Origin of the sequence: Microbacterium sp. ER1, assembly GCF_023383675.1 — a bacterium.
In the GTDB taxonomy this organism is placed as follows: domain Bacteria; phylum Actinomycetota; class Actinomycetes; order Actinomycetales; family Microbacteriaceae; genus Microbacterium.
On sequence record NZ_QCXO01000122.1, the window covers coordinates 46,211 to 59,632 of the forward strand.

At 71.2% G+C, this 13,422-nt stretch carries 19 protein-coding genes and 1 tRNA gene; 10 read left to right on the forward strand and 10 right to left on the reverse strand.

Annotated features, from left to right (window positions below):
- Positions 1–9: 9 nt before the first annotated feature.
- Complete coding sequence (gene prfB / locus BV453_RS03175; RefSeq protein ID WP_025105296.1) at positions 10–1,119, reverse strand: peptide chain release factor 2; 1,110 nt, start codon at positions 1,117–1,119, stop codon at positions 10–12.
- Positions 1,120–1,241: 122 nt separating this feature from the next.
- Between prfB and BV453_RS03180 the strand changes: the two genes are divergently transcribed.
- Positions 1,242–2,483 (forward strand): MFS transporter, encoded by a 1,242-nt coding sequence (locus BV453_RS03180; RefSeq protein ID WP_126893649.1) that lies wholly within the window; start codon positions 1,242–1,244, stop codon positions 2,481–2,483.
- A 12-nt stretch (positions 2,484–2,495) separates the two neighbouring features.
- On the opposite strand, the gene BV453_RS03185 is transcribed toward BV453_RS03180, so the two are convergent.
- Genes BV453_RS03185 through BV453_RS03200 form a run of 4 tightly spaced genes read right to left on the reverse strand, consistent with a single transcriptional unit; the run spans position 2,496 to position 3,939 of the window.
- Entirely contained in the window at positions 2,496–2,936 is a 441-nt protein-coding gene (locus BV453_RS03185; RefSeq protein WP_249520864.1) for a pilus assembly protein TadG-related protein, read from the reverse strand.
- On the reverse strand, positions 2,933–3,367 hold the full coding sequence (locus BV453_RS03190; protein WP_249520865.1) for a TadE family protein: 435 nt from the start codon (positions 3,365–3,367) through the stop codon (positions 2,933–2,935). The genes BV453_RS03185 and BV453_RS03190 overlap by 4 nt, the downstream gene beginning before the upstream one ends.
- Positions 3,357–3,758, reverse strand: coding sequence for a TadE/TadG family type IV pilus assembly protein (locus tag BV453_RS03195; RefSeq protein WP_249520866.1), 402 nt, complete (start codon positions 3,756–3,758; stop codon positions 3,357–3,359). The genes BV453_RS03190 and BV453_RS03195 overlap by 11 nt, the downstream gene beginning before the upstream one ends.
- A 1-nt stretch (position 3,759) precedes the next feature.
- Positions 3,760–3,939 (reverse strand): hypothetical protein, encoded by a 180-nt coding sequence (locus BV453_RS03200; protein ID WP_126893636.1) that lies wholly within the window; start codon positions 3,937–3,939, stop codon positions 3,760–3,762.
- A 106-nt stretch (positions 3,940–4,045) separates the two neighbouring features.
- Between BV453_RS03200 and BV453_RS03205 the strand changes: the two genes are divergently transcribed.
- Entirely contained in the window at positions 4,046–4,225 is a 180-nt protein-coding gene (locus BV453_RS03205) for a hypothetical protein (RefSeq protein WP_126893635.1), read from the forward strand.
- Between the two features lie 10 nt (positions 4,226–4,235).
- Positions 4,236–4,508: a hypothetical protein gene (locus BV453_RS03210; protein ID WP_126893634.1), complete on the forward strand. Its 273-nt coding sequence runs from the start codon at positions 4,236–4,238 to the stop codon at positions 4,506–4,508.
- 24 nt (positions 4,509–4,532) lie between these two features.
- On the opposite strand, the gene BV453_RS03215 is transcribed toward BV453_RS03210, so the two are convergent.
- From BV453_RS03215 to BV453_RS03230, 4 genes are read right to left on the reverse strand one after another with little or no spacing between them, the layout of a single operon-like run.
- Positions 4,533–4,829, reverse strand: coding sequence for a hypothetical protein (locus tag BV453_RS03215; RefSeq protein ID WP_085603505.1), 297 nt, complete (start codon positions 4,827–4,829; stop codon positions 4,533–4,535).
- 40 nt (positions 4,830–4,869) lie between these two features.
- Positions 4,870–5,808: a type II secretion system F family protein gene (locus BV453_RS03220; RefSeq protein ID WP_025105305.1), complete on the reverse strand. Its 939-nt coding sequence runs from the start codon at positions 5,806–5,808 to the stop codon at positions 4,870–4,872.
- Positions 5,805–6,662 carry a type II secretion system F family protein gene (locus tag BV453_RS03225; protein WP_025105306.1) on the reverse strand — a complete coding sequence of 286 codons (858 nt, stop codon included), beginning with the start codon at positions 6,660–6,662 and terminating at the stop codon, positions 5,805–5,807. Before BV453_RS03225 ends, BV453_RS03220 begins: the two co-directional genes overlap by 4 nt.
- A complete protein-coding gene (locus BV453_RS03230) occupies positions 6,659–7,837 on the reverse strand; it encodes a CpaF family protein (RefSeq protein WP_249520867.1) in 1,179 nt (392 codons plus the stop codon). The genes BV453_RS03225 and BV453_RS03230 overlap by 4 nt, the downstream gene beginning before the upstream one ends.
- Before the next feature lie 101 nt (positions 7,838–7,938).
- On the opposite strand from BV453_RS03230, the gene BV453_RS03235 reads away from it, so the two are divergent.
- The 6 genes from BV453_RS03235 to BV453_RS03260 all read left to right on the forward strand — a co-directional run bounded on the left by BV453_RS03235 (position 7,939) and on the right by BV453_RS03260 (position 11,632).
- The gene (locus BV453_RS03235; RefSeq protein WP_249520868.1) at positions 7,939–8,331 is read left to right on the forward strand and encodes a hypothetical protein; all 393 of its coding nucleotides are present in this window, start codon (positions 7,939–7,941) and stop codon (positions 8,329–8,331) included.
- 94 nt (positions 8,332–8,425) lie between these two features.
- Positions 8,426–9,223: a glycosyltransferase family 2 protein gene (locus tag BV453_RS03240; RefSeq protein WP_249520869.1), complete on the forward strand. Its 798-nt coding sequence runs from the start codon at positions 8,426–8,428 to the stop codon at positions 9,221–9,223.
- Entirely contained in the window at positions 9,220–10,062 is an 843-nt protein-coding gene (locus BV453_RS03245) for an endonuclease/exonuclease/phosphatase family protein (protein ID WP_249520870.1), read from the forward strand. Before BV453_RS03240 ends, BV453_RS03245 begins: the two co-directional genes overlap by 4 nt.
- Positions 10,059–10,640: a hypothetical protein gene (locus BV453_RS03250; protein WP_249520871.1), complete on the forward strand. Its 582-nt coding sequence runs from the start codon at positions 10,059–10,061 to the stop codon at positions 10,638–10,640. The genes BV453_RS03245 and BV453_RS03250 overlap by 4 nt, the downstream gene beginning before the upstream one ends.
- 67 nt (positions 10,641–10,707) lie before the next feature.
- Positions 10,708–10,789, forward strand: a tRNA-Leu gene (locus BV453_RS03255).
- A 78-nt stretch (positions 10,790–10,867) separates the two neighbouring features.
- Positions 10,868–11,632: a DedA family protein gene (locus BV453_RS03260; RefSeq protein ID WP_249520872.1), complete on the forward strand. Its 765-nt coding sequence runs from the start codon at positions 10,868–10,870 to the stop codon at positions 11,630–11,632.
- Between the two features lie 12 nt (positions 11,633–11,644).
- Here BV453_RS03260 and BV453_RS03265 read toward each other — a convergent pair whose 3' ends face one another.
- Entirely contained in the window at positions 11,645–12,457 is an 813-nt protein-coding gene (locus BV453_RS03265) for a Ku protein (RefSeq protein ID WP_025105313.1), read from the reverse strand.
- 57 nt (positions 12,458–12,514) lie between these two features.
- On the opposite strand from BV453_RS03265, the gene ligD reads away from it, so the two are divergent.
- The coding region (gene ligD / locus BV453_RS03270; protein WP_249520873.1) for a non-homologous end-joining DNA ligase at positions 12,515–13,422 on the forward strand (908 nt) is incomplete at its 3' end.

Below are 13,422 nucleotides of genomic sequence, written 5' to 3' on the forward strand. Positions count from 1 at the left end.
TCGTAAGGATCAGTCCTCGTCTTTGCGCTTGCGCCAGCGGATGCCCGCCGAGATGAAGTCGTCAAGATCGCCGTCGAACACGGCGGCGGGGTTGCCGGACTCCTGGCCCGTACGGAGGTCTTTCACGAGCTGCTGTCCGTAGAGGAAGTAGGAGCGCATCTGATCGCCCCAGCTCGCGGTGATGTTGCCCGCGAGTTCCTTCTTCTTGGCGGCCTCCTGCTCCTTCTGCAGCAGGAGGAGGCGGTTCTGCAGCACGCGCATGGCCGCGGCGCGGTTCTGGATCTGCGACTTCTCGTTCTGCATCGACACGACGATTCCGGTCGGGAGGTGCGTGATGCGCACGGCGGAGTCGGTCGTGTTGACGGACTGGCCGCCGGGGCCGGAAGAGCGGAAGACGTCGACCCGGATGTCGCTCTCGGGGATGTCGACCTCGGTCGCCTCCTCCATGAGCGGGATGACCTCGACGGCGGCGAACGACGTCTGGCGCTTGTCCGCGGAGCCGAACGGGCTGATGCGGGCGAGGCGGTGCGTACCGGCCTCGACCGAGATCGTGCCGAAGGCGTAGGGCGCGTCGATCTCGAAGGTCGCCGACTTGATGCCCGCGCCCTCCGCGTACGAGGTGTCCATGACCTTCACGGGGTACTTGTGACGCTCCGCCCAGCGCAGGTACATGCGCATGAGCATCTCGGCGAAGTCGGTCGCGTCGTCGCCGCCGGCGCCGGAGCGGATGGTCACGATGGCGCTGCGCTCGTCGTACTCGCCGTCGAGCAGCGTCTGCACCTCGAGCTGGTTGATGAGGTCGGTGAGCGTCTGCAGCTCCTTGCGGGCCTCGATCGCCGACTCCTCGTCACCCATCTCGTTCGCCAGATCGACGAGCACCTCGAGGTCGTCGAGGCGCTGGGCGATGCCGGTGATGCGGGCGAGCTCCGACTGACGGTGGCTCAGCGCGCTGGTGACCTTCTGGGCGTTCTCGGTGTCGTCCCAGAGGTCGGGCGCGCCGGCCTCCTCGCTGAGACGCGCGATGTCCTCGCGGAGACGGTTGACATCGACGACCTCGCTGATGTCGCCGAAGGTGTGCCTGAGCGCCTGGATTTCGGCGGAGAGATCTAGTTCGAGCATGACACCTCAGCCTAACGTGCCGCCCGCGCGCGCGGGGACGGTGGTGTCCGGTCGTCCGCGCCGACCGGAGTAGCGTGAAGGGCGTGAGCAGTGCATCCACGGTCCTCCGCCAGTTCGGGCCGATGGTGTACCTGCCGACCGTCCTCTTCTCCCTCGGCGAAGGTGCGGTCATCCCGCTCATCCCGGTCATCGCCGCGTCCATGGGGGCCGACGTCGCCTTCGCCGCCCTCGTCGCCTCGGCGCTCGTGGTCGGTCAGCTGTGCGGCAATCTCCCGGCCGGCTGGGCCGTGGGGCGCATCGGCGAGCGCTTCACGATGGTGATCGCAGGCGTCATCGCCATCCTCGCCGCCGTCGGCATGGTGTTCGCGCCGTCGCTCGGGGTCCTCGCGGCGTCCGTGTTCCTCCTGGGCCTGTGCGCCGCGGCGTTCGGGCTCGCCCGGCACGCGTTCATGACCACGCGGGTGCCGCTGGCGTTCCGCGCCCGCTCGCTCTCCCTGCTCGGCGGCAGCTTCCGTCTGGGCATCTTCATCGGCCCGTTCGTCTCCGCGGGTCTCCTGCAGCTCTTCGGCACCGAGGCCGCGGCGATCTGGTTCTTCCTCGCCTGCCTCGTGGTCATGGTCGTGCTCGTGCTCTTCGGACCGGATCCGGAGAAGACGGTCGCACCGCTGCGGACGACGATCCGGTTCGCGGAGGACAGCGGAGAGGCCGTGACCGGGTCGATCCCCACCGTCGAGCGGGCCGGGATCTTCCAGACCATGTGGCGGCAGCGCGGAGTGCTCGGTCGGCTCGGACTCGCCGCGGCCTCGCTGTCCGCGGTGCGATCGGCACGGCAGGTCGTCCTGCCGCTGTGGGGGCTCTCCCTGGGCCTCGACGCGTCGACCATCGCTCTCGTCGTCGGGGTGTCCGGCGCCATCGACTTCGCCCTCTTCTACGCCAGCGGCCAGGTGATGGACCGCTTCGGCCGGCTCTGGGCGGCGATGCCCGCGATGGTGCTGATGGGCGCCGGGTTCCTCGCCCTGTCGGTCACGCACGACCTCGACTCCGCGGTGCTCTGGTTCGGCATGTTCGCCGCGGTCCTCGGCGTCGGCAACGGACTGTCGAGCGGCATCCTCCTCACTCTCGGCGCGGACGTCGCGCCGAAGCACGACCCCGCCGCGTTCCTCGGGTCGTGGCGCACGCTGACCGATGCCGGCGGCGCCGTCGCTCCGCTCCTCGTCTCGGGCATCACCGCGGTCGCGTCCCTGTCGTTCGCGGCGGGGGCCATGGGCCTGATCGGACTCGTCGGCGCCGCCGGGTTCCTCCGCTGGATCCCCCGGTTCGTGCCCCGCACGCCGCCGCGCACGCCGGACCCGGCCGACGACTGAGTACCCGGTCGCTCAGCGCAGTGCCGTCCGGCTCGTCGCCGTCGCCTGCAGGGGCACCCCGTCCGGCACGAACGGCGAGAGCAGCGGCGGGTGCCAGGTCGCCGCGACGGTGACGCGCGCGCTCACGCCGTCCGGGGTGCCCGCGTCGACGACGGTCGCCTCGAACCCCGCTCCGAGGACGAGCGGCACCGCCTGCTCGGCCACCCCCGCGTCGGTGAGCGTCGCGCGCGGCACCTCCCCCTCCACCTGCAGCGTGAAGCCGTCCGCTCCGGCGAGCGCCGCCGCATCCGCAAGACCGTCCAGCCGCTTCTGGGCGATGTAGAGGTCGGTGGCGCAGATGCACACGAACAGCACCGCGAGCGCGAGGAGGAGGTAGCCGAGCACGAGCAGCAGCACGCTCCCGTCGTCGCCGCCCTCACGGTGCTGCTTCCGGGCCGGTACGCGTCCCCTCATCCCCCGCCCCATCGCCGCGACACCTTCTGCACCGACACCGCTTCGACGGGGACGGAGGTCGCCTGGTCGAGTCCGAGCACGCCCGGCACGAGCGGCAGCGGTACGCGCGTCGAGACCGTGACGACCACCGTCGCTCCCGCCGCCGGACAGGCCGAGGTCCGGGGACGGCACGACACGGAGACGTCGACCGCTCCGCTATCGATGCCGTACTCCGCGACGATCCCGTCCAGCACCTCCTCCCCGCGGTCGGCCGCCGCCGCGATGTCGGGTGCCGAGGCGATGGCACGTGCGGCCTGGCGCGCCGCAGCCTCGACGCCCAGCGACTGCTCCTGCACCGAGCCCACGGCGATCACGAGGTACAGCAGCGGCACGAGCATGATCACCCCGACGGCGATGAACTCCAGCGAGCTCGACCCCGCGTCATCGCGCATCGAACGACTCCGCCGGTGCGTGAGCCTCCACCTGCAAGGCCGCAGGGACACCGACGAGCCCGAACACCGGGAGCGTCGTCCGGATCCGGACTGCGACGGTCTCCTGTCCGCCTCGCCGTGCCGAGGCCACCGTGATGTCGTCGGCATAGGAGGGGCCGACCGCGCGACGGATGACCTCGCGCGCCCGCTCCTCCCCCTCCGCGGCCGTCGTGTCCGCGAGAGCCGCGTAGTACGCCCCCTCCACGGCGGCGTCATGGACGACGTTGCGCACGTAGATCGCGAACGCCAGTTGCAGCACCGCGAGGGTGAGCGCGGTGAGCAGGGTGCCGACGAGGAGGAACTCCACCGGGTTCGATCCGCGGTCGTCGGTCACCCCCGCAGGCGCACGCATGTCAGAGCCCCGACACCCGCTGGATGGCCTGCTCGAAGAGGGAGGTGAGCGCGGGTCCGGCGACCGCCCAGATGAGCACGACGAGGCCCGCGGTCATCAGGGTCACGAGCACCCAGCCGGGCACGTCTCCCCGTTCGTCATCGTGGAAGGCACGGAGTATCGAGCGCGCACGAGAGATCATGCCGCCAGTGTGCATCGGAGACCCGCCGCGGCGCGGACGTTATCCACAGGGGCGGCCTTCATGGTCGTCTACCGGAAGCCGCGGGAGCGCAATAGGCTCCTGCCCCATGGAACCCAACCCCCTGCTGCCGTCGATTCCGGTGCTGATCGCGATCGTCGTCGGCGTGGTGATCCTCGTCGCCGTCATCATCATCGTCGTCGCTGCGCGAAGGGCGAAGCGGCGGGGTTCTGTACTCCCGTCGCACGATTCGCACAACCCCGGGTCCGGACACCACGACGAGGGATAGCCTGTCACGCATGCGCCCCGGACCTGACGATGAGATGCGGGCGCGGGTCGAGATCGACGGGCTCACCTATCCTCTGCCTCGCGGCACCGATGTCGTCGCCCTCCGAGAACGGATCGAAGCCGCCGCACGTACCGAGCCGACATTCGTCTCGTTCGCCACGTCGGACGGCCTCGCGAGTGTCCTCGTCCACCCGACGTCGCGAGTGTTCCTCTTCCGGGTCAAGGTAGCCGGCGAGGGAAGCCTCGCCGAAGACCTCGGGGGACTACCGGACTGGGACGTCTGAGCGCCGCGGGAAGCCGCGGCAGCGTCAGGAGGTGAACTCGTCGATGAGGAGCTCGCCGCGCGCGTTCAAGCGCTCCATCATGTGACTGACCCGGGCCGGGTCGATCGCGGGGACCGGGTCGGCGTCGAACTCGAGCACCAGCGGGATGGCCGGGTGCATCCACGCGGAGAGCCGGCCGGGGCTCTTCGTCCCCGAGGGCCACGTCATCATGAAGCTCTCCTGACGCCGCAGCTTCGTGGAGATCACGATCTTCAGATGCGCCAGCAGGGTGTCCTCGACGTCGATCGGCGGACGAGAGCTGTTGTACTCGAGACTTCCCATAGTCAAAAGGTAAGCCCTCGCGACCTCACCCGCCGACCACTCACCCGATGCCGAGGCGCAGGATGAACAGGCCCGGGTAGATCGCGAACACGACGGACAGCGGCAGGATCAGGAAGACCAGCGGCAGCAGCATGAAGATCTCCTTCCGTCCGGCCTGCTCGATGAGCGTGCGCTTGGCCTCCTCCCGCGTATCGTCGGCCTGAGCGCGCAGGACGGCGGCGAGCGGCGCTCCGTGCTCGAGCGCCGCGACGATCTGGTCCACGGCCCGCGTCAGCCCGGAAAGCTCCAACCGAGCCGCCATGGCCGTCAGCGCGTCCGCCAGCGGCGACCCCGTCCCGACTTCCAGTACCACGCGGCGCAGCTCGCCCGTGAGCTCCCCCGACCCCACACCGGCCACGCGCTTCACGGCATCGAGGAACCCCTCGCCCGCCGAGAGACAGAGCGCCAGGAACTCCAGCGTCGTCGGCAGCTCCTCGGTCAAGCGCACCTTCCGCGCGCGCACCCGCGTCGACAGTCGCAGGTCGTACGCCACACCGGCCGCCGCTCCCGCGAGGAGCGGGATCGACCCGACCGGAGGCGACCACCGACCGATCACGACGAGAACGATGACGGCGAGCGCTCCGGCAGCGATTCCGCCCACGATCACCGCGAGCTGACGACCGCGGAAGGCGACGGGATCGAGTGCGGAGCCCGCTTGCGCGAGCCGCCGTCGGAGAGCATCCGTCCCGCCGAGCAGACGGTCGAGCGCCCGCGCCCCGCGCGCGCCGAGGCGGAACCCTCCGGCGGGCAGGGTGCCGGGCCGGGCGAAGGCATCGCGCGGCAACACCTCGTCGTCGACGACGTCCCGCACGTACGGCGCGATCCGCGACGCGAGCGACGCCGCCCGCCACCGCGGGAGGCCCGCCAGAAGCGAGAGGACACCCCCGGCGAATCCCCCGCCGAGCAGCACGGCCACGGCGAGCGCGGAGAGCCCGCTCACCCGAACCACCGACGCGGCTCGGGCAGCCGACCGATCCGGATCATGAGGCGGAACGCGACGACGGACACGACCGCGCCCACGACGATCACGGCGATCCCTTCCGGCGTGCCATAGGCCTTGGCCCCCTCCGGCCGCAGGATCAGGAGGGTGAGGATGACCCACGGCGCCACGGCTCCGAGGACGGCCGCCCCGCGGATCCACGACTGCCGCGCCTCGACCTCGCCGCGGAGCGCCGCATCGGCACGGACCGACGAGGAGAGCGCCCGCAGCACGCCGATGAGCTCGGTCCCGCCGACCTGCCGTGCCATCCGCAGGGTCTCGATGATCCGGTCCCCGAGAGGGTCAGCGAGGACGGCCTTCAGCCGGTCGAGACTGGCGTCGAACCGTCCGCTGCTCCGCAGGTCTCGGGCGAACCCATCGAACGCGGGGCGGAGCGGCGGTGGAGCCGATTCCGCGAGGGTGGCCACCGCATCGGGGAGCGACAGACCGACCCGGATCGCGGCGATCAGCAGGTCGCAGACGTCGGGCCAGAGCTGGCGCCGCAGACGCCGCAGCCGCAGACGGCGGCCACGCAGGTAGGCGATCGGCGCCGTGCCTCCGGCCAGCCCGGCCAGAATCGCGAGCGCGGCGATCCCCGTGACGAGCCAGGCGAGGGAGGCGGCGCCGAGCGCGGCACCGGCGATGCCGATCAGGAGAGAGCGGGTCTGCACCGCCGGGAACCCCGCCTCGCCCGCGAGACGAGCCAGGCGACCGCGATGCGGAGAGGACGCGGAGCGTTCCCCTGCCGGCCACAGCCACGGTGACAGGATCAGGAGCACGCCGGCCGCGAGCGTCGCGCCGAGGAGGAACGTCATGCGAGAACCTCCGAGCCGGCCGGGGCCGATCGGCCGCGGGGGCGCCCGGCTCCGAAAATCGGCCTGCTGAGCACCCGCCCCTCGATCACCTCACCCGTCGGGGCGACGATCTCCTCGACGTATCGGCGCCCCGCCGCATCGCGCGTGCAGTGGACGACGAGGTCGACGGACGACGCGATCGCCGGGGCGACGAAGCCGCGGTCGATGTTCCGGCCGGCGAGGAGGGGCAGCAAGCACAGCTTGTCGAGCGCCTCCGCGGCGGAGTTGGCGTGGACCGTGCAGGCGCCGGGCACTCCGGTGTTGAGCGCCAGCACGAGGTCGAGTGCTTCCGCATCGCGCACCTCCCCCACCACGAGCCGGTCCGGTCGCATCCGCAGGGCCTCCTTCACCAACCGCCTCAGCGTGATCTCGCCGGTCCCCTCGAGGCTCGGCTGACGTCCCTGCAGCGCGACGACGTCAGGGCCGTCCACCGCGAGCTCGAACGTCTCCTCCACCGTGATGATGCGCTGTTCGGCCGCGCAGGCGGCGAGCAGCGCTCCGAGCATCGTCGTCTTGCCCGCATGGGTCGCTCCCGACACGATCACGGATGCGCCCGTCCGCATCGCCTCACCGAGGGCCCGCGCGGCATCGGGAGTCAGTGCGCCCTGCGCCGTGAGAGCGTCGAGTGAGCGGTGCCCGGGAAGGAACTTGCGGATGTTGACCGCCCACGCCCCGCGCACGACATCGGCGATCGCCACGTGCAGCCGCGAGCCGTCCGGCAGCGAGGCATCGACGAACGGCTGCCCGATGTCCACCCGCCGCCCCGTCGCCTGCAGCATCCTCTCCACCAGATCCCGAACCGTCGCCCCGTCCCACCGCAGCGCCGTCCGCTCCGCGACCCCACCCCGCGCCGTGTGCACGACCCCGTCGCCGTTGACCCACACCTCCTCGATGCCCGGGTCGTCGAGCAGCGGCTGCAGAGCACCGAAGCCACTCACCGCCGCCAGCACGTCCCGCACGCACGCCGCCTCGTCCTCGACCAGCACGCCGCCCCGCGCGAGCGCCCGATCATCGTGACGCCGCACCTCGGCCCGGGCGACCTTCCGCGCCCGCTCCGGGTCCGTCGCCGGATCCACCCCCTCGGTCCGCAGCCGACGCCGCACGAGGTCGGCGATGATCGACGCGGGCTGCTCCATCCCTGCATCCTCGCAACGATCCGCTCCCGGCCCCTTGAGTTATCCACACCCCATCCGCCGCCTCCGAACGGAGGCCGTCCGGCACCCGGTACCGTGCAGGCATGAAGCGGTTCACTGTCTCGTGCGGGCTCCTCGCCGTTCTCGTCCTGTCAGGCTGCACCGGGGGTGCCGATCTCCTGCAGTGCCAGAGCGTGGCCGCCGTCGATACGGAGCTCGAGGCCTTCTTCGCCCAGGACACGGTCGGCGGCATGCCGAGCCCGGAGCAGACCGAGCGCCTGAAGGAGCTCGCGGACGAGTACGCCGAGCTGGACGTCGACGGCGAGGTGCAGGAGGCAGCGACGGCGGTGAGCGACGACCTGCGCGCGCTCTACGACTACCGCGTCGGCGTCCAGAACGGCGACGACGCGGACCCCGACCGCGAACAGGAACTCCGCCGGACCGCGATCGATACGTTCGTCGAGGGACAAGCGGTCTGCATCGAGAGCTCCTCCTGACGCCGCCGTATCGAGCCGCCCGCCCCGGTGTCAACCGGTACGTCCCCCGTCGTCGCGCTCCTTAGGCTGAGGAGCAGACCTGCGAGGAGACGACGTGCACCGCGCCACACCAGCCGCCCCCGAACCAACCCTGAGCGTGGTCATCCCGGTCAAGGACGACGCGGCGGAACTGCGGCGGTGTCTCCGCGCCCTCGCCCGGCAGACGCTCCCGCCCGACGAGATCATCGTCGTGGACAACGCCTCGACCGATGAGTCGGCCGCCGTGGCCGCCCAGCACGGTGCACGGGTCGTGCGGTGCGACACCCCGGGCATCCCCGCGGCGAGCGCGACCGGGTACGACGCGGCGACGGGCGACGTGATCCTGCGGCTCGACGCGGACGGCGTCCCGGGGCCGCGATGGATCGAGACGATGGCGACCGCGTGCACACGCGACCCGCGGGTCGGCGCCTGGACAGGCGGGGCACATTTCGTGGACGGCCCTCGGTTCCTGCGCCGCCCCCTCGCGGCGGCCTACCTCTTCTCCTACGTCGTCGTCTGCGGCTCTGCCCTCGGCCACGCACCGCTGTTCGGGTCGAACCTCGCACTCCGCCGCACGGCCTGGCTCGCCGTCCGGGCCCGCGTGCACCGCGCCGACGCCGAACTCCACGACGACCTCGACCTCGCCTTCCACGTCGGCGAGCGCCACCGCATCCGCTGGCTCCTGCACACCGACATGGGCATCTCCATGCGCCCGTTCGGCAGCGCCCGCTCTTTCGCCCGCCGGGCCTGGGTCGGTGCCAGGACCGTCCTCGTGCACTGGCCGGAGGACTTCCCTCCCGTGCGCTGGGTGCGGCTCGTGCTGCGCCGGGTACTGCACCGCCTCGGCGTCCCCGCGCCCGGAGCCCGCCGATGACCGCCCCGCTCCTCGGAACACCATCCGCCACCGAGCTGCACGTCATGACCCTCAACATCCGCCGCGACCTCGGTGCACTCGCCTGGCCGCGCGCCGACCGCTGGGAGATCCGACGCCCCCGGCTCACCGCGCTCCTGCGCACCGAGCGGCCGGACCTCCTCGGTGTGCAGGAGGCCCTCCCCGCGCAGGCTGCCGCCGTCTCCGCCGCGCTCGGCCCGTCGTTCCGCCGCGTCGGCCACGGCCGCCTCCCCGGACCCCGCGGCGAGGGCTGTCCCCTCTTCTACGACGCCGACCGGCTGGAGCTGCGCACCTGGCGACAGGTCGCGCTCTCCCGCACCCCTGATCGCCCCGGTTCGCGCTCCTGGCTGAGCGTCGCGCCGCGGGTGGCGGTGGAGGCGTCCTTCCGCGACCGCCGCACGGACGCTCCCGTCACCGTGCTCAACACCCACCTCGACGCGTTCTCGCCGTGGGCGCGGCTCCGTCAGGCGCAGGCGGTGCACGACCTCGCCGTCGCCTCTGCGACACCCATCATCCTCCTCGCGGACGTCAACGCCGCCGCGGGCTCGGCACCGTGGCGCGCCCTGGAAGCCGACGGCGTCCTCCGCGATTCGTGGACGGCCGCCGTGTCCCGCCGCACACCCGCCTGGAGCACGTTCGCCGGCTATCGGACGCCCCGCCGCGGACGCCGCATCGACGGCATCCTCGTCTCCCCCGCGCTTCCCGTGCGCCGGGCCGGCATCGATGCGCGGCAGTATGGAGGGGGCTGGCCGTCGGATCACCTCCCCGTGCACGCCCTGATCGATCTCGCCCCCGCTGCCGCACCCGAGGAGCCCGCATGAAGGAGGACTTCCTCCGCCCGCCGCAGTCCGTGGCGGAGTACGGCGCCGACGCCGTCCGGGTGATCGGCATCCTCAGCGTCCTCGTCGCGGCGATCTGGTCGACCCCGACCGACGCCGGCATCCTCGCGCTCGCCCTTCCCGCCCTCATGCTCCCCCGCGTCCTCGGGATGCGCGGCGGCATCGACCTCGCGATCGGCCTGATCGTGCTCATCGCGGCGGCGAGCAACGTGTTCGACCTGTACCGCACGCTCACCGGGTGGGACCTCGTCGTGCACTTCGTCTGCACAGGCGCCCTCGCCGCCAGCGCCTACCTCGTGCTCTCCCGCTTCGGCATCGTCACCGCGCAGGAGTCACCCGCGTTCCGCCCCCGCATCCCGATCGTCCTCTGCACCGTCATCGGGCTCGCGGCCAGCGCCGTGTGGGAGATGATCGAGTGGGCGGGGCGCACCTTCGTCACCGACGAGATCTTCGTCACCTACGAGGACACCATCGGCGACATGGCGATGGGCGGACTCGGTGCGCTCGCGGCGGGAGTCCTCGTCGCCGTCGTCCGACTGGAGCGTCATCGCCCTGCGTGACGGCGCGGAACTGCGGGACGATCCCCAGGGTCGAACAGCGCGGGGGTCAGTAGACTGAAGCCACCGCGCGGGAGTGGTGGAATTGGCAGACACGCAGGATTTAGGTTCCTGTGCCCCAGGGCGTGTGGGTTCAAGTCCCACCTTCCGCACGACGGGTGCTTCGGCGCCCGCATCGCTCCACCGCCGACACCTCACGACCGACGGGAATCCCGCCAGTGCTCGAAAGCATGCTGCACGCCCCCACCGCGCTCATCCCGTGGCTCGATCCGCAGACGATCATCGGGGCGGCGGGTCCGTGGGCGCTCCTCGTGGTCTGCTTCATCATCTTCGCCGAGACCGGTCTGCTGGTCGGCTTCCTCCTGCCCGGTGACACGCTGCTCATCATCGCGGGCCTGTTGACCCACACGAGCAACGTCTTCGGCGTGAACATCTGGGTCGTCTCGCTGCTCATCGCCCTCTCGGCGTTCATCGGCGGCGAGGTCGGCTACGTCATCGGCCACAAGGGCGGCCCGGCGGTGTTCGAACGCAAGGAATCCGGCCTGTTCAGCAGGAAGAACGTCGAGCGCACCAACGCGTTCTTCGAGCGCTTCGGCGGACTCACCGTGATCCTGGCCCGCTTCGTGCCGATCGTGCGCACGTTCGCCCCGGTCGCGGCCGGCGTGGGCCACATGCCCTGGCGGCGCTACTCGCTCTACAACTTCATCGGAGCGATGATCTGGGGCTTCGGCCTCACGATGGTCGGCTACCTCATCGCCTACATCCCGTGGATCCGGCACCTCGTCGTCGAGTACATCGACATCATCCTGCTCATCGCCGTCGGCGGCACGGCGATCGTCACCCTGTGGCACTACCTCACCGAGCGCCACAAGGCGAAGAAGGCCGCGGCCGCGGGCGAAGACGTCGTGACCGACCACGAGGAGGCGGAGGAGCTCGTCCTCGACGCCGACGTGTTCGACCGGGCCCCCGACCTCGACGGCGACGGCAAGCACTGACCCCGTCGCGGATCAGCCCGCGTTCTTCGAGCGCTTCTCCTTGGAGCGGGCCACGCTCGCGCGCAGCGCCTCCATCAGGTCGATGACCTCGCCGCCGTCCGCCGCCTTCTCGCCGTCGCCGCCGAACGTCTCGGCCACGTCGAACGTCTCCCCGGCCTCGATCTTCGCGTCGATGAGGGTGCGGAGCTCTTTCTGGTACTCGTCGACGAACTCCTCGGGGTCGAAGTCGGCCGAGTAGCTGTCCACGAGCGAAGACGACAGCTCCAGCTCCTTCTTCGAGATCCGCACGTCCTCGTCGAGGGACGGGAACTCCGCCTCCCGGACCTCGTCCGACCACAGGAGCGTCTGGAGCACGAGCACCTTGCCCCGCACGCGCAGGGCGGCGAGCCGCGTCTTCTGGCGCAGCGTGAACCGCACGATCGCGGTGCGGTCGGTCTGCTCCAGGGTCTTGCGCAGCAGCACGTACGCCTTCGGCGACTTCGAGTCGGGCTCCAGGTAGTACGGCTTGTCGAGGGTGAGCGGATCGACCTGTTCGGAGGGCACGAACTCCACCACGTCGATCTCGCGGCTCTTCTCCGCCGGCAGCGCGGCGAGGTCGTCCTTGGTGAGCACGACCGTCTGCCCGTCGTCGACGTAGGCGCGGTCGATGTCGGAGTAGGCGACCGTCTCGCCGCACACCTCGCACGTCCGCTGGTAGCGGATGCGGCCGCCGTCCTTGTCGTGCACCTGATGCAGCGGCACGTCGTGGTCCTCGGTCGCGGAGTACACCTTGACCGGCACGTTCACCAGCCCGAACGTCAGGGCGCCCTTCCAGATCGTCCTCATCACACCAGTAGACACCAGCCCCACCCGTCACGACCACCCCTTGACTACGCTGGCTCCATGGTGGGAGAGGCGCAGGTCGTACAGGTCGACGGCCGACGACTGCGCGTGACCAACCTCGACAAGGTCGTCTATCCGGAGACGGGCACGACCAAGGGCGAGGTCATCGCCTACTACACCGCCATCGCGCCCCTGCTCCTGCCCCTCCTCGACGGCCGCCCGGTCACCCGCAAGCGCTGGGTCGAGGGGGTCGGCACCGCCGCCGCCCCGGAAGACTCCTTCTTCACGAAGCAGCTCGAGCCCGGGGCTCCGGACTGGATCCCGCGGCAGGACATCCAGCACTCCGACGGCCCCAAGGCGTATCCGCTGGTGGAGGACGTTCCCACGCTCGTGTGGCTCGCGCAGGTCGCCGCGATCGAGCTGCACGTGCCGCAATGGCGGTTCACCCCGGAGGGCCTGCCCGGTCGCCCGGACCGTCTTGTGCTCGACCTCGACCCCGGACCCGGCGCCGACCTCGCGCAGTGCGCCGAGGTCGCCCGGATCGCCAGGACGCTCCTCACCGGTATGGGCCTCGACCCCCTGCCCGTGACGAGCGGCAGCAAGGGCATCCACCTCTACGCGTCCCTGCCCGGCGAGCAGACCAGCGCCGAGGTCTCCGCCGTGGTCAAAGAACTGGCCCGCATCATCGAGAACGACCACCCGGACCTCGCGACGAGCGTCATGTCCAAGGCCGTGCGCGGGGGCAAGGTGTTCCTCGACTGGAGCCAGAACAACGGCAAGAAGACGACGATCTCCCCGTACTCCCTGCGCGGGCGCGCCCGCCCCGGCGTCGCGGCGCCGCGTACGTGGGAGGAGCTTGACGACCCGGGGCTCGCCCACCTCGAACTGGACGACGTGCTCGCACGCGCGGCTGCGGGATTCGACCCCCTCTCGTCGCTCCGCCCCGACGCTCCGGCACTGCCCGCGAA